At 63.3% G+C, this 22,641-nt stretch carries 22 protein-coding genes; 17 read left to right on the forward strand and 5 right to left on the reverse strand.

Going from position 1 to position 22,641, the window contains the following annotated elements:
- From ACYCVF_RS11610 to ACYCVF_RS11625, 4 genes are all read left to right on the forward strand, one after another.
- The coding region (locus ACYCVF_RS11610) for an HlyD family efflux transporter periplasmic adaptor subunit (RefSeq protein ID WP_459612930.1) at positions 1-808 on the forward strand (808 nt) is incomplete at its 5' end.
- Between the two features lie 328 nt (positions 809-1,136).
- The gene (locus ACYCVF_RS11615; protein ID WP_459595659.1) at positions 1,137-1,433 is read left to right on the forward strand and encodes a hypothetical protein; all 297 of its coding nucleotides are present in this window, start codon (positions 1,137-1,139) and stop codon (positions 1,431-1,433) included.
- Between the two features lie 1,584 nt (positions 1,434-3,017).
- A complete protein-coding gene (locus ACYCVF_RS11620; RefSeq protein WP_459595660.1) occupies positions 3,018-5,051 on the forward strand; it encodes a VTT domain-containing protein in 2,034 nt (677 codons plus the stop codon).
- Positions 5,051-5,725 carry an endonuclease/exonuclease/phosphatase family protein gene (locus tag ACYCVF_RS11625; RefSeq protein ID WP_459595661.1) on the forward strand — a complete coding sequence of 225 codons (675 nt, stop codon included), beginning with the start codon at positions 5,051-5,053 and terminating at the stop codon, positions 5,723-5,725. The genes ACYCVF_RS11620 and ACYCVF_RS11625 overlap by 1 nt, the downstream gene beginning before the upstream one ends.
- 207 nt (positions 5,726-5,932) lie before the next feature.
- Here the strand turns inward: ACYCVF_RS11625 and ACYCVF_RS11630 are convergent, their stop codons facing one another.
- Positions 5,933-6,541: a sll1863 family stress response protein gene (locus ACYCVF_RS11630; RefSeq protein ID WP_459595662.1), complete on the reverse strand. Its 609-nt coding sequence runs from the start codon at positions 6,539-6,541 to the stop codon at positions 5,933-5,935.
- 336 nt (positions 6,542-6,877) lie between these two features.
- Here ACYCVF_RS11630 and ACYCVF_RS11635 point away from each other — a divergent pair, with 336 nt between their 5' ends.
- Positions 6,878-7,069 carry a hypothetical protein gene (locus tag ACYCVF_RS11635; RefSeq protein WP_459595663.1) on the forward strand — a complete coding sequence of 64 codons (192 nt, stop codon included), beginning with the start codon at positions 6,878-6,880 and terminating at the stop codon, positions 7,067-7,069.
- 54 nt (positions 7,070-7,123) lie between these two features.
- On the opposite strand, the gene ACYCVF_RS11640 is transcribed toward ACYCVF_RS11635, so the two are convergent.
- Entirely contained in the window at positions 7,124-7,348 is a 225-nt protein-coding gene (locus tag ACYCVF_RS11640) for a hypothetical protein (protein WP_459595664.1), read from the reverse strand.
- 252 nt (positions 7,349-7,600) lie between these two features.
- On the opposite strand from ACYCVF_RS11640, the gene ACYCVF_RS11645 reads away from it, so the two are divergent.
- Positions 7,601-7,921 (forward strand): DUF1476 domain-containing protein, encoded by a 321-nt coding sequence (locus ACYCVF_RS11645; RefSeq protein ID WP_459595665.1) that lies wholly within the window; start codon positions 7,601-7,603, stop codon positions 7,919-7,921.
- Positions 7,922-7,964: 43 nt separating this feature from the next.
- Positions 7,965-8,255: a hypothetical protein gene (locus tag ACYCVF_RS11650; protein ID WP_459595666.1), complete on the forward strand. Its 291-nt coding sequence runs from the start codon at positions 7,965-7,967 to the stop codon at positions 8,253-8,255.
- A 33-nt stretch (positions 8,256-8,288) separates the two neighbouring features.
- On the opposite strand, the gene ACYCVF_RS11655 is transcribed toward ACYCVF_RS11650, so the two are convergent.
- A complete protein-coding gene (locus ACYCVF_RS11655) occupies positions 8,289-8,417 on the reverse strand; it encodes a hypothetical protein (protein WP_459595667.1) in 129 nt (42 codons plus the stop codon).
- A 789-nt stretch (positions 8,418-9,206) separates the two neighbouring features.
- Between ACYCVF_RS11655 and ACYCVF_RS11660 the strand changes: the two genes are divergently transcribed.
- The gene (locus ACYCVF_RS11660; protein ID WP_459595668.1) at positions 9,207-10,133 is read left to right on the forward strand and encodes a septal ring lytic transglycosylase RlpA family protein; all 927 of its coding nucleotides are present in this window, start codon (positions 9,207-9,209) and stop codon (positions 10,131-10,133) included.
- Here ACYCVF_RS11660 and ACYCVF_RS11665 read toward each other — a convergent pair.
- Positions 10,127-11,083: an alpha/beta fold hydrolase gene (locus ACYCVF_RS11665; RefSeq protein ID WP_459595669.1), complete on the reverse strand. Its 957-nt coding sequence runs from the start codon at positions 11,081-11,083 to the stop codon at positions 10,127-10,129. The genes ACYCVF_RS11660 and ACYCVF_RS11665 overlap by 7 nt on opposite strands.
- Before the next feature lie 153 nt (positions 11,084-11,236).
- On the opposite strand from ACYCVF_RS11665, the gene ACYCVF_RS11670 reads away from it, so the two are divergent.
- The 9 genes from ACYCVF_RS11670 to ACYCVF_RS11710 all read left to right on the forward strand — a co-directional run bounded on the left by ACYCVF_RS11670 (position 11,237) and on the right by ACYCVF_RS11710 (position 20,926).
- On the forward strand, positions 11,237-12,499 hold the full coding sequence (locus ACYCVF_RS11670; RefSeq protein WP_459595670.1) for a D-alanyl-D-alanine carboxypeptidase family protein: 1,263 nt from the start codon (positions 11,237-11,239) through the stop codon (positions 12,497-12,499).
- Between the two features lie 2 nt (positions 12,500-12,501).
- A complete protein-coding gene (gene tmk / locus ACYCVF_RS11675; protein ID WP_459595671.1) occupies positions 12,502-13,188 on the forward strand; it encodes a dTMP kinase in 687 nt (228 codons plus the stop codon).
- Entirely contained in the window at positions 13,185-14,231 is a 1,047-nt protein-coding gene (locus ACYCVF_RS11680; protein WP_459595672.1) for a DNA polymerase III subunit delta', read from the forward strand. Before tmk ends, ACYCVF_RS11680 begins: the two co-directional genes overlap by 4 nt.
- A gap of 47 nt (positions 14,232-14,278) precedes the next feature.
- Positions 14,279-16,255 carry a methionine--tRNA ligase gene (gene metG / locus ACYCVF_RS11685; RefSeq protein WP_459595673.1) on the forward strand — a complete coding sequence of 659 codons (1,977 nt, stop codon included), beginning with the start codon at positions 14,279-14,281 and terminating at the stop codon, positions 16,253-16,255.
- Between the two features lie 13 nt (positions 16,256-16,268).
- Positions 16,269-17,045, forward strand: a complete 777-nt coding sequence (locus ACYCVF_RS11690; RefSeq protein WP_459595674.1) for a TatD family hydrolase — start codon at positions 16,269-16,271, stop codon at positions 17,043-17,045.
- Positions 17,046-17,057: 12 nt separating this feature from the next.
- Positions 17,058-17,855 (forward strand): MBL fold metallo-hydrolase, encoded by a 798-nt coding sequence (locus tag ACYCVF_RS11695; protein WP_459595675.1) that lies wholly within the window; start codon positions 17,058-17,060, stop codon positions 17,853-17,855.
- A 145-nt stretch (positions 17,856-18,000) separates the two neighbouring features.
- Positions 18,001-18,594 carry a TRAP transporter small permease gene (locus ACYCVF_RS11700; protein WP_459595676.1) on the forward strand — a complete coding sequence of 198 codons (594 nt, stop codon included), beginning with the start codon at positions 18,001-18,003 and terminating at the stop codon, positions 18,592-18,594.
- Positions 18,595-18,596: 2 nt separating this feature from the next.
- On the forward strand, positions 18,597-19,910 hold the full coding sequence (locus ACYCVF_RS11705; RefSeq protein ID WP_459595677.1) for a TRAP transporter large permease: 1,314 nt from the start codon (positions 18,597-18,599) through the stop codon (positions 19,908-19,910).
- 38 nt (positions 19,911-19,948) lie between these two features.
- A complete protein-coding gene (locus tag ACYCVF_RS11710) occupies positions 19,949-20,926 on the forward strand; it encodes a TRAP transporter substrate-binding protein (RefSeq protein ID WP_459595678.1) in 978 nt (325 codons plus the stop codon).
- A gap of 57 nt (positions 20,927-20,983) precedes the next feature.
- Here the strand turns inward: ACYCVF_RS11710 and ACYCVF_RS11715 are convergent, their stop codons facing one another.
- On the reverse strand, positions 20,984-22,633 hold the full coding sequence (locus tag ACYCVF_RS11715; RefSeq protein ID WP_459595679.1) for an acyl-CoA synthetase: 1,650 nt from the start codon (positions 22,631-22,633) through the stop codon (positions 20,984-20,986).
- Between the last annotated feature and the right edge of the window lie 8 nt (positions 22,634-22,641).

The raw sequence follows: 22,641 nt of genomic DNA on the forward strand, positions 1-22,641 counted from the left end.
TGGTCAAGCCGTGAACGAAACAGATCCTGATCGCCGCTCTCCCGACGCTCCCGTGGCCGCATCGAATCCTCCGCTCGTCACCGCCTGCAGCAGGGAATCACAGCTCGAGATTCGAGGGAATCACAAATATCATTTTGCAAGAAAACCGCCTCCCAAGCACCGCTTGCTGGCAAATCCAATCCCGGAAATTCCGGCATTTTCCTTTACCGCTCAATTGCTTCAGGATTCTTCACGGACGACCGATCAAAACGCCAGCACGGAGGCGCAACGCGACCTGCGGACCGTAGACGCCCGCATCTCCGAGCTAAGCGAACGTAAGTTGGCGATCGAGGATCGTCTGTCGCGCACCGAGATCCGGTCTCCGGTCTCGGGATACGTCAATGAGCTTTTTGTTCATACGGTCGGCGGCGTTATCACGCCAGCCGCGAAGATCGCGACAATCGTCCCCCAGAATGCAGAACTCAAATTCGAGATCAGGATATCACCGGCCGACATTGACCAGGTGAGGGAAGGGCAGTCCGCCCGCATTCGCCTCAGTGCGTTCAACCGCAACACAACGCCGGAGATGAAGGGATCTGTCGTGATGCTTTCTCCCGCCTCGGCGCGCGATCCCACAAATGGGCAGGAATACTACATTGCATTCGTCAATCTGCTCCCCACCGAGGATGCGATTGCCAAACTTCATGGTCTTAAGCTGGTTCCAGGCATGCCGGCAGAGGTGTTTGTTTCGACCCAGGAAAGGACGGCGGCCTCCTATTTGGTGAAGCCCTTCACTGATCAGATGAACCGCGCCTTCCGCGAACGTTGATGTTTGGGCCGGAACAGGAAGCCGCTCGACGGAGCGAACCGCATCCGGAACGCCGTCGAAGCTGAAGGATTGACCCGGCGGGACCTTCACACCGGGCAATTGCATGTTCTTCCTTTTCTCGAACCGCCTGGGGTGCTTCGGCTCGCTGCTGGTCTCCGGGGCGATCACGGTCGCGCTGCTCTTCCTGCTCGGGATAATCCGGTTTTGAAGCCGAGCGCGTGATGCAAACCGATCGCTTCGCCCTTGGATTTGGTTCGCGAAAGCCTTCCAGGAACTTGGCCCTCGCTGGCCTGTTATTCGCACTCTCGTCCACCTAAGGAGTGCGCCCTTGGAAAGCACGATCATCGGACAATTCGACACGCGCCGCGGCGCCGAGCTTGCAGTTGAACACGTCGTGCAGGAATGCGGCGTTCCGCGAAGCGACGTCTTCGTCCAGCCCGCCGGCGGCGCGAACACGGTCGGAACACATACGGCTGGTGCCGATGCCAAGGCTGCGCCCGCGCCGGAGGGACGGCAGAAGCTGGAAGGCCTGATCGAGGTCTCCGTGGATTTCCACGGCGATTCTCCGGAGAAGATTGCCGAGGCTCTGAAAGGCGCGGGTGCAACGACCGTCCGAACCAAATGACGGCGGCGTGGGACTGCGCGGCGTGAGTAGCCACGACGACCGACGAAGCGTTCATGACTCCGCTGTTCGACGGCTGGATTTCCGCCGACATCGAATGGATGCTCGCTAGGCGCGAGATATCGGGCCGCAAGGCTATCGCGAGACGGACAACGTGATTTTTGGCGGGAAGGCGATCGAGCCGGCGGAAGCCGGTCGTTGCTTCGTCTCAACTTTGATTCCGCTGTGAGCGGGAGACAAGGCAACGTGGGGTAGGGCGTGGGTTGAATCGTCGAACATCAAAATTTGCTCGAAGAATCGGCAACCTTTGGCTGATACCCCTCCTGCCCAAAAGAACGGCCATATCAACTGCTTGAGCTGAATGTCTCCGGCCGGAGCACGGCAACGTGTTCAATCGCTTCGGCGCGGCCATGACGGCGGTCGATATTGTCGATGGCTTGGTCGGTGGTGGTGCTTGCAACCTCCTGAATGGCCGACAATCAAGGCCACAAACGAGCAGAACACGAATCTCGAGACGCGCAAGATACCGTTCATCGAGTATTCAGCGCCTCGATCGTACGTTGTGCAGAGGAGACGATTATGATCACTGGCATTGCCGCCGCTGCGCTCGCCATTCACATCGGGACCGTAGCGGTAAAGGACACTCCGCCCCAGGTTCAGGCTGTCCAATACCGTGTCCCGGTCAAACCGCCTCCGTGCGGCCACGGTTGGGATGTGAGTGCCCGTGACGGCATGTGCTATCCAAACGGGTATCTTCTCAGGAACAGGCTGCGCGGCAGTACTATTATCGCGGTGGCGGAGGCTACGGCCGACATCCAGTCCCCTGCGGCCATGGCGCTGACCTCGATATTCGAGACGGTCAATGCTACCCGACCGGTACGGTACCGCCACAGTTTCAGCAGGGCCGACAGGGGTACTACGGCTACGACGAATATGAACGCCGCCCAAGACGCGGTTATTATTGATCAGCCCTCCAGTATGGAATTGGCGGGCCTCAGAGTAGTCCTCACTCCAGCTCTTGAATTGTCGTGACGTCTCCTTCGCCTTCCGCAGGCGATTAGGGCCGAGCGACTTCAGCTCTTGGGATCGGCGCGCTTCAGCGTCCCAGGCGGCCCGGTTGGCTTGATCGAAATCCTTCCGGGATTCGGTCAGCGCGGCGCTCAGGTCCGACCAGGATTCACTGCCGGCCTCGTATGACCGATCGCAAAGACCTTTGGTCGGAAGCGCTGGCGAACGGCGGTGACGCGCCTTATTCCGCCACCCAGGAGGGAAAGCTTGTCGGGAACGCTATCCAATCTGAGAGACTAGCCGGATCGGAAGCTTCACGGCGGCGATGCGTGTTCTTCTCGAACCGAGCTTGGAGCTGCGGATCTGCGGCCTGATCACCACGGCGCTGGTCTTGCTGTTCGGGGATACCGCGGTTTTGATCTTCACGCCGGTACTCTCAGCTCCGAACAGCGATCGTGGGAACCCCTTGAGCACTCAAGGCGTTTAGAAGCAAATGCGAATTGCGAGGTCCACCTGCTTCAGAGCTCATCGACCCTGGTCCCCGGCGACACCGTCTGGCGGCGGTGCGAAGCCCGGCGCGTGGCGGTTCTCAACGATGCCGCCGATTATTTCGCGGCTCTGCGGGAAGCGCTGCTGGAGGCGCAGGAGCTCGTCTACATCATCGGATGGGATATCCATAGCGAGACCCGGCTGGTCGGAGCTTCCGGGCGCGCGGATGACGGCTTGCCTGAACAACTCGGCCCATTTCTGCGCGCGCTGGTCCAACGTCGACCGGCCTTGCGGATCAACATTCTCGTCTGGGACTTCGTCTCGTTCTATGCCTCAGAAAGGGAGTGGAATTCCTCGGCGAAGTTCACGGCCGACACGGATGGCCGCGTCCGATTTCAGCTTGATTCTACCCTTCCGTTTGGCTCGGCCCAACACCAGAAGATCGTCTGTGTCGACGGTTCATTGGCGTTCGTCGGCGGGCTCGATCTGACCATCAGGCGCTGGGACACGAGCGACCATTGTGCCGATCTCGGCTTGCGCCGCGACCCCCAGGGTAAGCCATACCCGCCGTTTCATGATGTTCAATGCCTGGTCGACGGCGATGCCGCGGCACAGCTGTTCGAACTCGTGGAGCAGCGCTGGCGTGCGGCAGGCCAACAGGTCGATGATCGACGCGCGCTGAAGAGCATCCCTTGGCCGGCGAATGTGCCTGTCGAGGCTGAGCACCTGCCGGTGGGGATCGCCAGGACCGAGGTGGTTTGTCCTGCAGGCTCGACAATCAGGGAAGTCGAACGCTCGTTTATCGCAGCGATCCGCTCCGCGACGAGCTTCGTGTATATCGAAAACCAGTTCACCAGCGCGACCAAGATGGCGCGCGAATTGGCGGAGCAGATGCTTCGCGTGCCTTCGCTTCGGGTTCTGATCGTCGCGCCAAAACTGCATTCGTCGTGGTTGGAATCCCAGGCCATGCAGAACGGCCGAGGTGCCTTCATCGACTGCTTCAGCGCGGCGGGGGTCGCCGATCGTATCCGCTTCGTCTACCCGGTCTCACGCTGCGGGGATATCGAAGCTGCCGTCATGGTGCACAGCAAGCTCATGATCGTCGATGACCAGATCTTGAGGATTGGCTCGGCCAACCTGAACAATCGGTCGATGGGCGCCGACAGCGAATGTGACCTGATTTTTGAAGCTGGATCCGAGGAGCATCGGAATTTCATTGCGTCGGTTCGGCGTCGCCTGATAGCCCATTTCTGCGGTCTCGAAGAACGGACGCTCGCGCGAAATGAGGATCGTCTTTTTGCTCTCCTCGACGAGGTCTCGACAGGTGAGGGGATGATGACGCTGCGGAAAGTGGAATCTTCGGGTTTGACCAGTACACTGGCAACAATGGTTCAGCCGGTGGCGGACCCGGAGGGGCCTCTTCATTTGGAGCGGGCGGCATCGCGAATGTGGAGCACGAAGACGATAATCGGGATCGTATCGATCGCCGTGGCGCTTCTTGGGCTGGCGCTGGCCTGGTCGTACTCATCCTTGAGCGGTTTCGCCGACTCAGGTCGCATTTCGACGCTCCTGTCTGTCTATTCGCAATCCGTCTGGGGGCCATTCTTCGCGATCGCAGCTTTCGTCGTCGGCGGGCTGGTCGTGTTTCCGATTCTGGTACTCATTGCCGCAACCGCTGCTGCACTCGGGCCATGGCTGGGCTTCTTCACTTCAATGGCTGGCGCCTTGCTCAGCGCCCTCATCCTTTTTTCAATCGGACGGGTACTCGGTCGGGAACGCCTCCAGCATCTGCTTGGACGACGTGCAGCGCGCATCCAGGAGCGCATTGTGGGCAAAGGCATTCTGGCTGTCGTCGTCATCAGGATGATTCCCGTCGCGCCGTATTCGGTGGTGAATGTCGTGGCCGGTGCAAGCACGCTGCCGCTTCGTGACTTCCTAGTTGGAACGCTGCTGGGTATCACGCCCGGTATTCTCGCCATGGCCGTTCTGGGAGCTCAGATCGCAGATCTGGCCAGGAATGCGTCCTGGAGCAGCTTGGTGCTCCTGGCGCTTGCGTTTCTGGGCTGGCTCGGGATCTGCGCGGGCGCACAATTCCTGGCGACGTGGCTCGCCGGGAGGCGCTGATGGCGTCCATGCGCTTCATGACGTGGAATGTGCATGGCACCTTCAATCTCAATCCGACGTTCGATCTGGAGGGGGTTTGCTCCATCATTCGCAAGTGGACCCCGGACGTCGTCGCGCTTCAGGAGGTGGATTCGCGATCGCGCTCGGACGATCCATTTGCGAAGCTGGCGAGTGTCGTCGGCGATCACCGCGTTCACGCCAAGTCGATTGTCACGAGGGACGGCGACTACGGCCAGATGCTGATGAGCCGTTTTCCGTTCTGCAGCGTGCCCGAGATCGTCGACGTGTCGTATCGGGAGCGGGAGCCGCGCAGGGCGATTGCCACGGGACTGCTGACACCGGCCGGCGACGTTCGCGTGGTGGCCACGCATCTCGGCCTCAGTATCCATGAGCGCTACGCGCAAGCACAAACCCTGGTTAGCCTGGTGAGGCCTGCAAGGACCGTCGTCCTCGGCGATTTCAACGATTGGTTCTGGGTGAAATCGGTGCGACGCGTGCTCGCGCAGGCCTGTCCGAACCGGACGCGTCTGCGGACTTTCCCGGCGCGGCTGCCGATTCTGCGGCTGGATCGGATCTATGCGACGGCCGATAGCCGGATCGGGACAGTATGGACCGACGCGGAGGCGAGGGCTTATTCAGACCATTTGCCCGTGATTGCGGACATCGAGGTTTAGCTGTTCTCCGCCGATGGAGAACGATCCCGGCTCTCTCGACTTGGCCTCGCGAAGCCGCAGCGATCGTGACAACCGCCGGAACGGGACAAGCGCCTTTGTCATGAGCCGGGACACGACCCCTGCGTATATCGAGCCGAGGCACGGAGACGTCTCCACGCGGCGCGCCACATTGGTCTCTTTGGGCTGGAGGCGCCAAATGCAGCGACGTCAGCTCTTGGTATCAGTGCCCTTCAGGGCGTCCCACGCGGCCTTGTTGGCTTGATCGAACGCCTTCCGGGATTCGGCGAGCGCGGCGCTCAGGACCGACCAGGATTCGCTGCCGGCCTGCTTCAGCTTCTGCAGCCGTGCTTCCGCTTCGGACGCATCGGATTTCATCTGCTTGAGCGCGGCATCCACGTCGGCGGTGCGGGCCGTGGCGACTTTGCCGGCGGCTTCGCGGAATTTGTCCGCTGCTTCGCCCCAAGCATTGGCCTGGGCCGCCGCAATGTCCTTGAACGTCGCCTGCTGCTGCTCGAACTCCCGGCCGGCGCTTTCGAAGAAGGTCTTCACCTGGGCTTCGAATCCGGCCCATTGCCTTTCCAGGTCCGTCTTGGCGCTGGCCCAAGCAGTCTCGCCCGCGTCCGCCTTGGTCTTGAGCATGGCCTGAAACTCGTCGCGCCGCTTCTTCAGGTCGGACAGGAATTGATCCGTCTTGACCTTGGACTCAGCCTTGGCCTGGCCGGCCTTGGACTCGAACGAGGCTAGTGCGGCATCCATCTCGTCGATCCGCTCCTTGGCCCAATTGAGATAAAAATGCATGCTGCTCTGCTGTGACATGGCCGCCTCCTTTGACTTGCGGGATTGAAGATCCCAGAGCCTGGGCCTGCTCATATTGACCTGTCTCAATCGTCCTGTGGTCTCATCGATCCCAACGCGTCAAAGCGCTTTCATGATTTCGAAAAGACGTTGTGCCGGCGGAACTTAGCTACTGTGCATGGGGTTGTTTCGCGAGGCTGGCGCGGGCGCCTTCTGATGGCCCGATCAGCGTGCTGGGGCCCTGGCTGGCCGAGCTTTTGCAGGTAAGGACCTGAAGTCGTGGACGTTTCGGTTCGGCTCAGCCACGCGCCGGGTCCGGCCGACGGAACTCTTTGGCCCGCGCCGCGTTGTCTCGCCATGACTGAAGACCTTTCCTTCCGACGCAAACCCTTGACCCCTGAACAGCGCCACGCGCGCGATGCCGCACGCCGGATCGAGGCTGAAAAGGCCATCCGCGATCATGAGGCGGCGCAGAAGGCGTTTTACGCCAACAAGGAACGGCTGAGGGCCGAACGGCTGGCGCGCGAAGCGGCAGCGGAAAAGGGCTGACCCGTTCGCCGGCCGATCTCTGAATCGCTTCCGCTTGGAGGAGTCCGGCCGGCCCTAGTGCCGCCTGGACGTCCTTTTCGCGCCCAAAGCCAGCTTGAGCGCCTGGACCGCCTCTACGAATGCGCCACGGGGCGATTGTGATTCGATCGCTTCGGCCGCCATGCGGCAATCGTCGGCGACCTTCAGCAGCCCGCTTCGGGCGAGGTCCATGGTGGAGAGGGCGGCCTGCTCCAGGCAGACCCGTTCAAGTCTTCGAAACTCCCGCAGCTCTCTGTTCATGCGTCAGCTCTCGATGTCCCCGCGCCATGCGACGCTGAGTCTGCTTAATAAATGGTAAACGCTCCCGACTTAGCCGGAGTGACTGGTGCGGGGCTGGTGCGTCGCGTGCGTCCGCCTTGGGCGCATCGGCAGGCTTGACGGCGTTCGGCTTCCGGGAGGAAGCTTCAACATCATCCTGAACCGACCTGACCCGCGGAGACGTTCACCTCCAGCACATCCCGTCCTCATCAGCGAGCCAGAATGGAGCTGACCATGACCACGTTCGACAAGCGCGAGCAGGGCTTTGAGGCCAAATTCGCCCACGACGAGGAGTTCATGTTCAAGGCCACTGCGCGGTCCAACAAGCTGCTTGGGCTGTGGGCCGCAGGCCAGCTCGGGCTCAGCGGCAATGCCGCGGCAAGCTACGCAACCGCGCTGGTGACGGACCATCTGGAGGGCCGGAGGATCGAGGACGTCGTCAGCAAGGTGTCGGGCGATCTCGCGGATAAAGGCATCGGGGGCGAGCAGGTCGCGCAGAAGCTTCAGGAGTGCCTGCACCAGGCGCTGGCGCAGCTCGAAGCGGACAAGCAATGAGGCCGTCCGCCGTCGCGCGACGGCCGGAAGCAGGAGGTCGGGAGTGTCCGCGAGCGGCTTTGGCAGATGGTCCGGCGCAATGGTATGCGCGGGCACCATCCTGGTTTGTGCGGGCAGCGCCGAGGTCTCGGCAACGTCACTGACGCCTTTTCGCTACGAGGCGCAGGCGCAGCGCTATTGCCCGCGCGACCGGGTCGTCTGGCTGGATTTCAGGAAGGGCATCTACTACGGCAAAGGTCAAAAGCAGTATGGCCAGGGATTCGATGGCAGCTTCGTCTGCCTGCGCGAGGCTCGCGACAGCTTCTATCGCCGTTCTCTGTTGGGTCTGCGCTGAGCGGCACGTGACCCGGGCTTGCGGACGCGCCGGCTATTTCCGCACCGGCGGGTTGATCGGCACGTGCGGAGAGGTGCTGATGACCCGGGGGCTTCCGTCCGGATAGGTGCGGTCGCCGCGGATCAGGGATTCCAAGACCAGGAAGAATTTCTCGGCAAGCATTTGCTTCACCCTCATTGGTGATGGCCTCTCGCAATTGGTCGAGGCGCCGAACGCAGAAATTCAATCAACTGAATGGGAGTGGCACAGCTTCGCCTGCTGCGGCGCGGTGGAGCCGTGTTGGAAAAGAAGGACGTGGCGCTCAGGCAAACGCCAGGGCGACGAGGCTCGAGCAGAGCAATACCAAGCCGCCAGCGGTCAATGCCAGGAAGCCATCGGATACGAGGTCATGGTTACGCATGGGACACCTGCCGCTCTCATCTTCGATGCTCGACCAGATCAATTAAGATCGTCCGAACGCGCTGCCTTGAAAGAGGTGATGCTTGCCGTCCGCGCGAGTGCCTCAGGCCCTCGTGCGGTAACCTTCAAACGCATGGGCCAGGAAGATCCCCGCGCTTACCAGACCCATCAGTGCCGAAACCGTCTCGATCATCGTTAAATTCCAATTCCCGCCCTTGCATCCGAGAGAACGCGTGCAGCCTTGCACAGTCAAAAGAATTTCCGGGAGTGGGGCGACAATGGGGGTGGGGTGAGGATTTGGCGCAACAGAATGTCCAGCCTTGGCACAGAGCAGGGCGCCCGGCCTCCGTGGGTCGCCGGGAAAAGCGAACCTCCCGTTTACCATCCCGGCTTGATGGCTGCGGGCTCCCCATTTCCGCCGTGTTCGGGTTGCGTTATCGTTACCACGTCCGGCGCGGTGGTGGGCCGCCTCGGAATCAGAAGGACCGGACAGCGCTCTCCCGCAGCCAAAGCGGGTTGGGTACGCCTCCGGCGAAGTGGTATTTGGGGCGCATGGAGATCCGACGGTCAGATTCGGTTTTGCGGGCCGCGCGCGGTGTTGCGGCGGTGGCGACTTGCCTCGCGCTCGCCAATTGCGCCTCCTCGAACAAGTTCGCCAGCCGAGTCGATCCGAAATACGGGGTGTCCTCGAGTCCCCGGGTCGTGGCCTTTGGCGATCCGGTCCCGAAGGGCGGCGGCACCTACCGCATCGGCAAGCCCTATGTCGTGGCGGGCAAAACCTACGTGCCTGAGGAGGACGTCAACTACCGCGCCGACGGCATGGCGTCCTGGTACGGCGATGATTTCCACGGCCGCCTGACCGCCAACGGCGAAGTGTTCGACATGACCTCGCTGACCGCGGCGCATCCGACCCTGCCGATGCCGTCCTATGCGCGGGTGACCAATATCTCGAACGGCAAGTCGCTGATCGTCCGTGTCAATGACCGCGGGCCCTATCACGGCAACCGCCTCATCGACGTTTCGAACAAGGCCGCCGAACTCCTTGAATTCAAAGGACATGGTGTTGCCAAGGTGCGCGTCGAATATGTCGGCCGGGCGCCGCTTGAAGGCTCCGACGACCGCCAGCTCCTGGCGACCCTGCGCACCGGCGTTCCGGCACCATCCCCATCGATGGTCCGAGTTGCCTCGGCAAAGCCGTTCGTGCCGGAATTGCCATCCTCGACCCGCGGCGCCATTCGCGGCGAGGTCCCGATGCCGGAAGGGCGTCCCTACAATCTCGGCAGCACCTCGGCCGACGTCGCATCGCTGAACGCAACCTCGGAAATGTCGGCGTCGAGCCGCAGCCGAGGCCGGGCACTCCAGAACGCCCGCGCCGTGTCCTATGACGAGGACGGCCGCTACGCCGCTGAGAGCGCTTCCGCGTCGGCCGATGGCGCCTCCGAGGCTCGTAACATCCTGAGCGGCCGCGGGCTCTACTGAGCCGCGCTCGCCGTCAGGAATTTTACCAGCGCCGCGTTCACCTCGTCGGGCCGCTCCTGCTGCACCCAATGGCCGGCGCCGTCGAGGATCAACTTGCCCTTGAGATTGGGCAGCACCCGCTCCAGTTCGTTGACGCGCTTGGCCCCGATCAGGCCGGTGATCACCGCGTCCTTTGAGCCCGCGATGAAGAGGGAAGCCTGATGAATCTGCGCGTCCTGCCAAGGCGCCGTCAGCTCCCAATTGCGATCGATGTTGCGGTACCAGTTCAGTCCGCCGCGAAAGCCGGACTTGCGGAATCTTTCGATGAAATAGGCCAGATCAGCCTCGCTGAGCCAGGCCGGTAGCGGCTCGTCGGCGGTCGCATGGCTGAGAAAGCCCTTGCCCTCCTGCACGAACATGGCGGCGCTGGGATCGGCCAGGCCGCGTCCTCCAAGCACGACGCGCATGGTGCGGGCGACGTCGCGCTCGAGCTCAGCCTCGGCGACGCCGGGCGTCTGGAAATACTGCCAATAGAAGTTGGTAATGCCGCTCTGGCGCAACAAGTCGAGCGGCCTGCCGCGGCTGCGGAACGGCGGCGGCACGCTCAGGCCTGCGACCGCCGTGAAGATATCGGGGCGGAACAGCGCCGCGTGCCAGGCGACCGGTGCACCCCAATCATGGCCGACCACCATCGCCCTGGTCTCGCCGAGCGCCTGGACGAGGCCGACCACATCTCCGACGGTGTCGAAGATCGAGTAAGCTGCAACCTCGGGCGGCGCTGCGCTTTGGCCATAGCCGCGCATGTCGGGGACGACGACGTGAAACCCGGCGGCGGCGAGCGCCGGAATCTGGTGACGCCAGGAGTACGAGAGTTCCGGCCAGCCATGGCACAGCACCACCAGAGGCCCCTGGCCGGCTTCGCGGACGAAGAGATCAATCCCGTTGGCCTTGATCACGCGGCTTGAGGACATTCGCTTTTCCGCCTTGTTTCAGGGGTTTGTTCGAGAAATATGAGGTGCCACGATAGGGGCGCGACGAGAATCGTGCAATCTCAGGACAAGCGCCCAACCTCTTATTGTTCGCACCGGTTCCAGCTGTTAGAACGCCGCTCTCAGGGCTAGGCCATGGCATTTCGTCTTTCTTTGCATCGTCGCAAGCGGTCCATTGCCGGGGCGCTGGTGCACGGGCTGATTGCTGCGGTTCTGGTCGCGGGCATCGGCTGGGGCGGAATGCTCCACGCTGCCAACCAGAGCATCCAGGGCGCCAAGAAGGCGGAAGATGTAGGCTTCGATGGCGATGCCCCGACCGCAATTTTGATCGAAGCCTCCAGCGGCAGCGTGCTGTTCGAGAAGAACGCCGACGAGCTGCGTGCGCCCTCCAGCATGATGAAGCTCATGACTGCGGAGGTCGTCTTCAATGCGGTCAAGAAGGGCGACATCAAGCTGACCGACGAGTACCGGATCAGCGAGAACGCCTGGCGCCGGGGCGGCGCACCCTCAGGCGGCTCGACCATGTTCGCCGCCATCAACAGCAAGGTCTCGGTCGACGATCTCCTCCACGGGGCGATCATCCAGAGCGGCAACGACGCCTGTATTGCGCTTGCCGAAGCCATGGCGGGCAATGAGCGGATCTTTGCGGCCGATTTCATGACCAAGCGCGCGCGTGAGCTCGGCCTCACCCGATCGACCTTCGCCAATTCGAGCGGCTTGCCCGACCCCGGCAACAAGATGACGGTGCGCGAGCTCGGCATCCTCGCCCGCCACATCATCCTGGACTTCCCCGAGTTCTACAAACTGTTCGGGGAGAAGGAGTTCACCTGGAACAAGATCCGCCAGCCCAACCGCAATCCGCTGCTCAATTCGATGGAAGGCGCTGACGGTCTCAAGACCGGCTACACCAAGGAGGGCGGCTACGGCATGGTGGGCTCGGCCGTGCAGAACGGCACGCGGCTGATCGTCGTCGTCAATGGACTCGATGACCCCGACGATCGGGCCACCGAAGCCAAGAAGATGCTGGAATGGGGGTTTCGCAATTTCGAAACCCGCACCCTGTTCGCGGCCGAGCAGCCGGTCGGCTACGCCAAGGTGTTCGGCGGCGAGAGCCGCTCGGTCAAGCTCGTCGCCAAGACGCCGGTGAAGGTGATGGTGCACAGGAACGGCAGCGACAAGCTGATTGCGCGCATCGTCTATAGCGGCCCGGTGCGCGCGCCGGTCGAGGCCGGCCAGCGGGTCGGCGTCGTCAGGGTCTGGCGCAGCGGCAACATCGCCGTCGAGACGCCGGTCTATGCAGCCGAAGCGATCGGCACCGGCTCAACCATGCGCCGCGCGATCGATGGCGCGAGCGAGCTCGTCATCGGCATGTTCCGCGCAGGCGCCGAGAAGCTCTGATCATGACTGAGAGCGCGGTCCAGCGGACGTCCGGACGCGGACGCTTCATCACCTTTGAAGGCGGGGAGGGCACGGGCAAGTCCACCCAGATCAAGAAGCTCGCTGACCGCCTCAAGGCCGCAAAGCTGCGCATTCGGGTCACTCGCGAGCCGGGCGGCTCGCCGGGCGCCGAGATCATGCGCCATCTGGTGCTGTCCGGCATGGGCAAGCTGCTCGGCCCCGAGGCGGAGACGCTGCTGTTTGCCGCCGCGCGCGATGACCATGTCCGCACCGTGATCCAACCTGCGCTCAACCAGGGCACCTGGGTGCTGTGCGACCGCTTCGCCGACTCGACGCGGGCCTATCAAGGCAGCCTCGGCCGCGTTCCCGAGGGCCTGATCAACGCGATGCAGCGGGTCACGATCGGCAATCTCAAGCCGGACCTCACCATCATCCTCGACCTGCCGGTCGAGATTGGCCTGCAACGTGCCGCCGCGCGTCGCGGCAGCGGCACGCCTGACAGGTTCGAGGCCGAGAAGCTCAGCTTCCACCAGGGCCTGCGCGAAGCCTATCGCAAGATCGCGGCGGAAGATCCGGCGCGGTGCGTGCTGATCGACGCCAACTCCGACCCGGACACGGTCGCCGGGCGCGTTTGGACCGCGCTGCGCGAGCGTCTGCTCCCGACGCCGGCATCGGTGATCTCGGCATGAGCGCGCGTCAGACCGAGCGTGAAAACACGATCCTGCATCCGCGCGAGACATCGCGGCTGTTCGGCCATCGTGAGGCCGAGGCCGCGCTGCTGGCGGCCTATCGCAGCGGGCGCATTCCGCATGCCTGGCTGATCGGCGGGCCGCAAGGGATCGGCAAGGCAACGCTGGCCTATCGCATGGCGCGTTTCGTGCTCGCTCATTCGCAGCCGCTCGCGCCCGCCGTGCAGCGCGCCGAGAACCTTGCGATCGATTCTGACGATGCCGTGGCGCGGCAGGTGGCGGCCGGCTCCCATGGCGGCCTGCTGACGCTGGAGCGCACCGCCAACGACCGCGGCGTGATGCGCACGGTGATCACCGTGGACGAGACGCGCGAGACGATCGCGTTCTTCGGCTCGACCGCGGCGGCCGAAGGCTGGCGGGTCTGCATCGTCGACACCGTCGACGAGCTCAATCCCAATGCGGCCAACGCGCTGCTGAAAATCCTCGAAGAGCCGCCCCAGCAATCGCTGTTCCTTCTGGTGAGCCACGCGCCCGCACGCGTGCTCGCCACGATCCAGTCGCGCTGCCGCAAGCTGCGCCTGCGCCCGCTCGCCACGGATGATGTGATCGCGGCCGCAGCTTCGGCGGCCGGGCTTGATCCGAACGATCCCGCGCTGCGCGAGGCGGCCGAGGCCTCCGAGGGAAGCGTTGCACGGGCCCTGACGCTGCTTGGCGGCGATGCCCTGAAACTTCAGCAGCGCACGGCGGCGCTGCTTGCGCGCCTGCCGCAGGTCGATCCGCGCGAATTGCACACACTCGGCGATTCCCTCGGCACCAGCGACCGCGTCGCGCTTGCCGCCTTCATCGACGGCATCGACCGCTGGATCGCGGAGCGCCTGCATGCCGATGAGGCCAATGCCAACCAGAACCTGCCGCGCCTTGCGCGCCTAGCTGAGGTATGGGAAAAGATCGTCCGCGCCGCGCGCGACACCGAAACCTATAATCTGGAGCGCAAGCCCTTGGTCTTCTCGGTGTTCGGCTGGCTGGCGGACGCAACGCGCTAGGCGCAGAGCCGTTTCCAAATTTCGAGAAGCCGGTAAAGGAATTCGTGGTGGCAACGCGAGCTAAGAAGACCGTTAAGGGCAAGAGCAGCAAGAAGAAGGCTGCCAAGAAGGCCGTGAAGAAAGCCGCCAGGAAGGCTGCAAAGACGCGCGCGACCAAAGCCGTCAAGAAGACCAAGAAGTCTGCCCCCAGGAAGGGCGTGACGAAGAGCGCTGCGAAGACGACAAAGAAGGCCGGCAAGAAGGCTGCGAAGGGGCGCGTCGTCGCCAGGAAGGCTTCGAAGAAGTCGGCTCCCAAGAAGCCGGCCAAGGCTCCGGCGAAGAAGGTGGCCAAAAGGGCGGCTGCGCCTGCCATGACCGCCGCGTCGGCTCCCGTGGCCTCGCCTCCCAAGCCCGCCAAGCCCAAAGTGGCGCAATCCAGGACCACGCCTGCGCCGAAGCCCGTCGCGGCTTCCGAAGCCGCCGCGCCGACGATCGCGCCCGCGCGCGACAACGTCTTCTACGTCACAACCGCGATCGCCTATCCCAACGGCAGCCCGCATATCGGTCACGCCTATGAGGCGATCGCGACCGATGCGCTGGCGCGCTTTGCGCGGCTCGACGGCAAGGACGTGTTCTTCCTGACCGGCACGGACGAGCACGGTCAGAAGATGGTTCAGACCGCGGCCGGTGAAGGCATGTCCGCGGCCGCGCTCGCGACCCGCAACGCCGGCCGCTTCAAGGAAATGGACGAGCGACTGAACGTGTCGTTCGACCGCTTCATCCGTACCACCGAGGAGCAGCATCACCGCTCCAGCCAGGAGATCTGGCGGCGCATGGAGGCGAACGGCGACATCTATGCCGACACCTATTCGGGCTGGTACTCGGTCCGTGACGAGGCCTATTACGCCGAGGACGAGACGCGCGTGAACGACGACGGCGTGCGGCTCGGGCCGCAGGGCACGCCGGTCGAATGGGTGGAGGAGAAGAGCTATTTCTTCCGCCTGTCGGCATACCAGGACAGGCTGCTCAGGCTCTACGCGGATCATCCTGATTTCATCGGTCCGGACTCGCGCAAGAACGAGGTCGTGAGCTTCGTCCGAGGCGGCCTGCGCGATCTCTCGATCTCGCGTACCACGTTCGATTGGGGCGTGAAGGTGCCCGGCGACGAAGAACACGTGATGTATGTCTGGGTCGACGCACTGACCAACTACATCACCGGCGTCGGCTTCCCCGATGAGAGTGACAGGAACTGGCGCTACTGGCCGGCCGACGTGCACGTCATCGGCAAGGACATCATCCGCTTCCATGCGGTGTATTGGCCGGCCTTTCTCCTCTCGGCCGGAATCCCGCTGCCGAAGCGGGTCTATGCCCACGGCTTCCTGTTCAACAGGGGCGAGAAGATGTCGAAGTCGGTCGGCAACGTCGTCGATCCCTTCAACCTTGCTGACCAGTATGGCGTCGACCAGATGCGCTATTTCTTCCTGCGCGAGGTGCCGTTCGGCCAGGACGGCAACTACAATCACGAGGCCATCGTCGCACGCATCAATGCCGATCTCGCCAACGATCTCGGCAATCTCGCGCAGCGCTCGCTCTCGATGATCGCCAAGCAATTCGGCGGCGTGCTGCCCGAGCCCGGCAACTTCAGCGACAACGACAACGCGATGCTGGCGATGGCCGACGGCATGATCGCTGCGTCACGCGAGGCCATGGCGGCGCAGCAGATCCATCAATGGCTCAACTCCGTCTGGGCCGTGGTCGCGGAGGCCAACCGCTATTTCGCGGGCGAGGCGCCGTGGGCGCTCGCGAAGACGGATCCTGCCCGGCAGAAGACGGTGCTCTACGTCACCGCCGAAGTCGTGCGCCAGATCGCAATCCTTGCTCAGCCCGTGATGCCGTCTGCATCAGGCAAGCTGCTCGACGGCCTCGGTATCCCCGAAGCCGAGCGCAACTTCGCCATGCTCGGTGGCGCCAAGCGCATCGCACCCGGCTCGACCTTGCCGGCACCGACGCCGGCGTTCCCGCGCTACGTCGAGCCGGCGGCCTGAAGGCGTTGGCGCGATGCTGGTCGACAGCCACTGCCACCTGGATTTTCCGGACTTCGCGGCAGATCTCGACGGGATCGTGTCGCGGGCGCGAGCGGCCGGCATCGCGCGCATGGTCACGATCTCGACGCGGGTGCGGCGGCTGAAGGACCTGCTCGCGATTGCCGAACGCTATGACGACGTCTATTGCTCGGTCGGCACCCATCCGCACAATGCGGACGAGGAGGACGGCATCGCGCCGGACGAGCTTGTTGCGTTGACGGGGCATCCCAAGGTCGTCGCGCTTGGGGAGGCCGGGCTCGACTATTTCTACGACAACGGCTCGCCGGAGGCACAGGCGAGGGGCTTTCGCGCCCACATCGCCGCCGCCCGCATCAGCGGCCTGCCGTTGGTGATCCACACCCGCGAGGCCGACGAGGACTGCGCGCGCATTCTGGAAGACGAGGCGGCAAAAGGATCGTTTCGCGCCGTGCTGCATTGTTACACGGGCGGGCGCGAGCTGGCGCTGAAGGCCGTGTCGCTCGGTCACTATATCGGCTTCACGGGAATCCTGACCTTCAAGAAATCGGAAGCCCTGCGCGCGCTCGCGGCAGAACTGCCATCCGATCGTATCCTGGTTGAAACGGACTCGCCCTATCTTGCGCCGGGCAAGTTCCGGGGCAAGCGCAACGAGCCCGCCTATGTGGTCGAGGTCGCAAAGGTGCTTGCCGAGACGCGCGGCGTGTCATTTGACGAGATCTCGCGCCAGACCACCGAAAACTTCTTCCGCCTGTTCTCCAAGGTGAAAGCTTAGGACTGAAGCCGCATGACGCTGACGCTGACGATCCTGGGTTGCGGTTCCTCCGCCGGCGTGCCGCGCCCGGCGCTCGGGTGGGGCGCCTGCGATCCCAACAATCCCAAGAACCGCCGGCGCCGCTGCTCGCTACTGGTCGAACGGACCTCGGAGCACGGCACGACACGCATCGTGATCGACACCTCGCCGGATCTGCGCGAGCAATTGCTCTCGACCAATGTCGATCACATCGACGCAGTGTTCCTGACGCATGAGCACGCCGATCAGACCCATGGCATGGATGATCTGCGTTCGGTCGTCATGCACATGCGACGCCGTATCCCGACCTACTTCAACCAGTCGACCGCCAAGGACATCCTGTCGCGCTTCTCCTATTGCTTCATCTCGCCGGAGGGCAGCGACTATCCGCCGATCCTCACCCGACATTCGATCGAGGCGGGAGAAAGCCAGACCGTTCTGGGGAAGGGCGGCGCCGTGACGCTGACGGCCTTTCTGGTGCAGCACGGCAACATTCCTGCTCTCGGCTACCGCATCGGGGATGCCGCCTACACGCCCGACCTCAACGACATCCCGCGCGAGAGCTGGGGCGCGCTGGAACATCTGGATCTCTGGATCGTCGACGGTTTGCGCTACACGAGCCATGTCAGCCATTTCAGCATCAACGATGCGCTGTCCTGGATCGAGCGCTTCAAGCCGAAGCGCGCGGTGATCACCAATATGACCGCCGACGTCGATTACGAGGTCATCCGCCAGTCGCTGCCCGCGGGCGTGGTGCCGGCCTATGACGGGCTGCGGCTGGAGACACACTGAACCTGGGGTAGAAATTCCGGCTCCAGCCGGCATACTCCTTGCTTGCACCGGCCGCATCATGTTGATCTAACGTCTGAAAGACAGGCGTCGGACAGGGCGATATTCAGGCACGACCCACGGGCCGATTGAATCGCCTTGTGTGAGGATGGGGATTGCGTTGGCAGGGGACGATGTAGCGGCTCGGGGACCAGCGCGACGTGCTCTGGACCTCCTTTATCTCGGCGCAGGCTACGCCGCTGGCGTCTTCCTGGTTGCGATCTTCGCAATCATGATGGTCATGTCGGTCGGGCGCCAGTTTGCGATCAACATTCCCGCCGGCGATGATTTTGCGTCCTGGTGCATGGCCGCGATGGCTTTCCTCGGCCTCGCTCATACCTTCAAGCGCGGAGAGATGATCCGCGTTGGTCTGCTGCTGGAGCATCTGCACGGGCGGACCAAGCAGATCGCGGAGATCGTGGCGCTCGGTATTGCGACCGCCTTCATCCTCTATTTCACTCGTTATGCCGTGCAGATGACCTACGACTCCTGGCGGTTCAACGATGTAGCGCAGGGTGTCGTCGCGCTTCCGCTCTGGATTCCGCAACTCGGCTTTGCCGGCGGGCTTGCGATCCTCTCGATCGCGCTCATCGATGAAATGGTCAGTGTCGTCATCGGCAATCGGCCAAGCTACGAGAAGGGCTCGCCGGATGAGACGCCGGACGAATTCATCGAGCGCATCTCGCAGGGCGGCGGAGGTTGACCATGACCAATCTTGGCATGATCGAGCTGTCGTTCATTCTCCTCGGCGTCATGATCCTGCTGCTGGGAAGCGGCGTCTGGATCGCGGTCTCGCTCGGGCTGGTCGGCTTCGTGGCAATGTCGCTGACCACGAGCCTTCCACTCGGGGCCGTGCTCGCCACCACGACCTGGAGCGCCAGCTCCTCGTGGACGCTGGCGGCGCTGCCGCTGTTCATATGGATGGGCGAGATTCTCTTCCGCACCAAATTGTCGGAAGAAATGTTCCGGGGGCTGTCGCCCTGGGTTCAGTGGCTCCCCGGGCGCCTCACTCATGTCAACGTGATCGGCTGCGGCATCTTCGCGGCAGTGTCGGGCTCTTCGGCAGCGACGTGCGCGACGATCGGCAAGATCGCGCTGCCTGAGCTGGACAAGCGCGGCTATGACAAGAGCCTGAGTCTCGGATCGCTCGCAGGCGCGGGCACGCTGGGCCTCCTGATTCCACCATCGATCCCGATGGTGGTCTACGCGGTCACGGCGAACGTCTCCGTGCTGCAGGTGTTCCTCGGCGGATTCCTGCCGGGCGTGCTCGTGATGGTGCTCTATTCGGGCTACATCATCATTTGGTCGCTGCTCAATCCCAAGAAGGTTCCGCCGCGCGATCCGCCGATGCCGTTCCGGCAGAAGCTGCGCGAGTCGGCGAAGCTCGCACCCTGCCTGCTCCTGATCCTGGCCGTGTTTCTTTCGCTCGTGCTGGGCTTTGCGACCGCCACCGAATGCGCGGCATGGGGCGTCACGGGCGCGCTGCTGCTGGCGTGGTGGAGCGGCACGCTCACGCGCAAGAATTTCCTCGAGAGCATCATGAGCGCGACGCGCCTGACCTGCATGATCATGCTGATCCTGGCAGGTGCGGCCTACACCACGGCTGCGATGGCCTATACGGGCATACCGGCCGCGCTCGCCACCTGGGTTCAGGGGCAGGAGCTTACACCCGGCATGCTCGCGCTCTATCTGAGCATCATGTACATCATCCTGGGATGCCTGATCGACGGCATCTCGATGATCGTCCTGACCGCCGTCATCGTGCTGCCGATGGTCAGGCAGGCCGGGCTCGACCTGGTCTGGTTCGGCGTCTATCTCATCATTCATGTGGAAATGGCGCAGATTACGCCGCCGGTTGGATTCAATCTGTTCGTGCTCCAGAACATGAGCGGCCGTGATACGTTCACCGTTGCTCGGGCAGCGTTCCCGTTCTTCGTCCTGCTGCTCGCTTCCGTGTTCATCATCACGGAGTATCCGCAGATCGTGATGTTTCTGCCCAAGCTCGCTTTCCCAGACTGACCGCATCCGGTTTCAAGTTTACTGTGAGGAGAAGTCCAATGTTGTCCCGTTTAATCCGCGCATCCTTGATCGCCGGTGCCGTGCTGGCCGCGACGCCCGCTCTGGCCCAGACCAAATGGAATCTGCCGGCGGCATATCCAGCCGACAATCCGCACTCCGAAAACCTGGTCGCGTTCGCCAAGGATGTCGAAGCCGCCACCTCCGGCAAGCTCCAGATCACGGTTCACCCGGGCGCCTCGCTGTTCAAGGCACCCGACATCAAGCGCGCAGTGGTGACCGGGCAGGCGCAGATGGGTGAGGTGCTGCTGTCGATTCACGAGAACGAGGACCCGCTCTTCGGCATCGACGTCGTGCCGTTCCTGGCGACCAGCTTTCCGGATGCGATGAAGCTGTATCAGGCCTCCAAGCCCGCGATCGTCAAGAAGCTCGACGCTCAGGGTCTCAAACTCCTGTTCGCGGTGCCCTGGGCGCCGCAGGGCGTCTATGTCAACAAGCCGCTCGCGACGATCGAGGACATGAAGGGCCTGAAATGGCGCGCCTACAATGTCGGGACCGCGCGGATCGGCGAGCTGGTCGGCGCCCAGTCGGTCACGATCCAGGCGGCGGAATTGCCGCAGGCGCTGGCGACGGGCGTCGTGAACTCCTTCATGTCGTCTGGCGGCACCGGTTATGATTCGAAGGCCTGGGAGTCGCTCAAGTACTTCTATGACGTGCAGGCCTGGATTCCGAAGGACTACACTTTCGTCAACAAGGCCGCGTTCGAGGCGCTCGACAAGCCGACCCAGGAGGCCATCCTCAAGGCCGCCGCGACGGCGGAAACCCGCGGCTGGAAGGCCTGGCAGGACAAGAGCACCTGGTACATCGATCAGCTCAAGGCGAAAGGCATGACCGTCGAGCCGCCGAGCCCGGCGCTCAAGGCCGGCTTCCAGAAGATCGGCGAGCAGCTCACGGCCGACTGGCTCAAAAAGGCAGGGGCCGACGGTCAGGCGCTGGTTGACGCTTACAAGAAGATGTGAGGACGGAGAGAGCTTCCGCTCGCCATGCGCGCGGGCGGAAGGCTCTCTGTACGCTATTTAGGCCGAGATCGCCTTCACCGATCCGACCTCGTTGCGCAGCAGGAATTTCTGGATCTTGCCGGTCGAGGTCTTCGGAATGGGGCCGAACACGACCGCCTTCGGCGTCTTGAAGCCGCTCATATGCGAACGGCAGAAAGCGATGATGTCGGCTTCGCTGGCGCTGGCGCCGTCCTTCAGTTCGACGAAGGCGCAGGGCACTTCACCCCATTTCGGATCGGGCTTGGCGACCACGGCTGCGAACAGCACGGCCGGATGCTTGTAGAGGATGTCCTCGACCTCGACGGAGGAGATGTTCTCGCCGCCGGAAATGATGATGTCCTTGGAGCGGTCCTTGATGATGACGTAGCCGTGCTCGTCGAGCACGCCCAGATCACCGGTGTGAAACCAGCCGCCTTCGAAGGCTTCCTTGGTTGCCTTCTCGTTCTTGAGATAGCCCTTCATCACGATGTTGCCGCGGAACATGACCTCGCCGATGGTCTCGGCGTCGCGCGGCACCTCCTGCATCGTCTGCGGATTGATCACGGTGACGGCTTCCTCGAGCGGGTAGGGCACACCCTGCCGGCGTTTCATCCGAGCCCGCTCGGCCGCCGGGAGTTCGTCCCAGCCCGGCTGCTCGGCGCAGACGGAGGCGGGGCCGTAGACCTCGGTCAGGCCATACACATGCGTGAGCTTGATGCCGATGCTTTCGGCGCCTTCGAGCACCGCGACCGGCGGTGCGGCACCGGCGATCAGGCCGACGATGCGGCGGGCGGCATTGCCCTTGGGCGCATCGGGTGCATTGATCAGCGTATTGTACACGATCGGCGCGCCGCACATGTGAGTGACGCCGTGCTGCTTGATCAGCTCGAAAATCCTGGTCGGCTCGACCTTGCGCAGGCAGACATTGATGCCGGCCGAGGCCGCAATGGTCCAGGGGAAGCACCAGCCGTTGCAGTGGAACATCGGCAGCGTCCAGAGATAGACCGGATGCTGGCCGAGATTGCCGGCGAGGATGTTGCTGACGGCGTTCAGGTACGCGCCGCGATGATGGGTGACGACGCCCTTGGGATTTCCCGTCGTGCCCGAGGTGTAGCTCAGCGCGATGGCATCCCACTCGTCCTGCGGCAGGACGGCGGTGAATGCGGGGTCGCCTTGCGCGACCGCCGCCTCATATTCGATCTCGCCGATGCGCTTGCCGCCGTTGAACGCGGCGTCGTCGACGTCGATCACCAGCGGCTTGGGACCCGTCATCCGTGCGAGCGCGTCGCTGATGACGCCGGAGAATTCGGGATCGACCAGGATGATTCTGGCGCCGCCATGGTCGAGCTGAAACGCGATCGAGGGAGCATCGAGGCGGATGTTGAGTGCGTTGAGCACGGCGCCGGTCATGGGCACGGCGAAATGCGCCTCGTTCATCGCCGGGATGTTCGGCAGCATCGCCGCGACGGTGTCGCCCACGCCGATGCCTTTGCCCGCGAGATAAGAGGCAAAGCGGCGGCAGCGTTCATAGGTCTGCGCCCAGGTGAAGCTGCGGCCCTCATAAACGGTGCTGCGGTGATCGGGATAGACCGCGGCACTGCGTGCGAGGAAGCTCAACGGGCTCAGGGGCACGTAGTTGGCCGGGGTCTTGTCTAGTCCGATATTGTATGGGTTCTGCCGCTCGCTCATCGACACCC

This window comes from Bradyrhizobium cedriense, assembly GCF_054602315.1.

Excerpts from the sequence above, each read along its gene's own strand:
- ACYCVF_RS11625 (WP_459595661.1), top strand. The coding sequence starts at position 5,051 with ATGGCGTCCATGCGCTTCATGACGTGGAATGTGCATGGCACCTTCAAT.
- ACYCVF_RS11630 (WP_459595662.1), bottom strand. The coding sequence starts at position 6,541 with ATGTCACAGCAGAGCAGCATGCATTTTTATCTCAATTGGGCCAAGGAG.
- ACYCVF_RS11635 (WP_459595663.1), top strand. The coding sequence starts at position 6,878 with ATGACTGAAGACCTTTCCTTCCGACGCAAACCCTTGACCCCTGAACAG.
- ACYCVF_RS11640 (WP_459595664.1), bottom strand. The coding sequence starts at position 7,348 with ATGAACAGAGAGCTGCGGGAGTTTCGAAGACTTGAACGGGTCTGCCTG.
- ACYCVF_RS11645 (WP_459595665.1), top strand. The coding sequence starts at position 7,601 with ATGACCACGTTCGACAAGCGCGAGCAGGGCTTTGAGGCCAAATTCGCC.
- ACYCVF_RS11655 (WP_459595667.1), bottom strand. The coding sequence starts at position 8,417 with ATGCTTGCCGAGAAATTCTTCCTGGTCTTGGAATCCCTGATCCGCGGC.
- ACYCVF_RS11660 (WP_459595668.1), top strand. The coding sequence starts at position 9,207 with ATGGAGATCCGACGGTCAGATTCGGTTTTGCGGGCCGCGCGCGGTGTT.
- ACYCVF_RS11665 (WP_459595669.1), bottom strand. The coding sequence starts at position 11,083 with ATGTCCTCAAGCCGCGTGATCAAGGCCAACGGGATTGATCTCTTCGTC.
- ACYCVF_RS11670 (WP_459595670.1), top strand. The coding sequence starts at position 11,237 with ATGGCATTTCGTCTTTCTTTGCATCGTCGCAAGCGGTCCATTGCCGGG.
- tmk (WP_459595671.1), top strand. The coding sequence starts at position 12,502 with ATGACTGAGAGCGCGGTCCAGCGGACGTCCGGACGCGGACGCTTCATC.
- ACYCVF_RS11680 (WP_459595672.1), top strand. The coding sequence starts at position 13,185 with ATGAGCGCGCGTCAGACCGAGCGTGAAAACACGATCCTGCATCCGCGC.
- ACYCVF_RS11690 (WP_459595674.1), top strand. The coding sequence starts at position 16,269 with ATGCTGGTCGACAGCCACTGCCACCTGGATTTTCCGGACTTCGCGGCA.
- ACYCVF_RS11695 (WP_459595675.1), top strand. The coding sequence starts at position 17,058 with ATGACGCTGACGCTGACGATCCTGGGTTGCGGTTCCTCCGCCGGCGTG.
- ACYCVF_RS11700 (WP_459595676.1), top strand. The coding sequence starts at position 18,001 with ATGGGGATTGCGTTGGCAGGGGACGATGTAGCGGCTCGGGGACCAGCG.
- ACYCVF_RS11705 (WP_459595677.1), top strand. The coding sequence starts at position 18,597 with ATGACCAATCTTGGCATGATCGAGCTGTCGTTCATTCTCCTCGGCGTC.
- ACYCVF_RS11710 (WP_459595678.1), top strand. The coding sequence starts at position 19,949 with ATGTTGTCCCGTTTAATCCGCGCATCCTTGATCGCCGGTGCCGTGCTG.
- ACYCVF_RS11715 (WP_459595679.1), bottom strand. The coding sequence starts at position 22,633 with ATGAGCGAGCGGCAGAACCCATACAATATCGGACTAGACAAGACCCCG.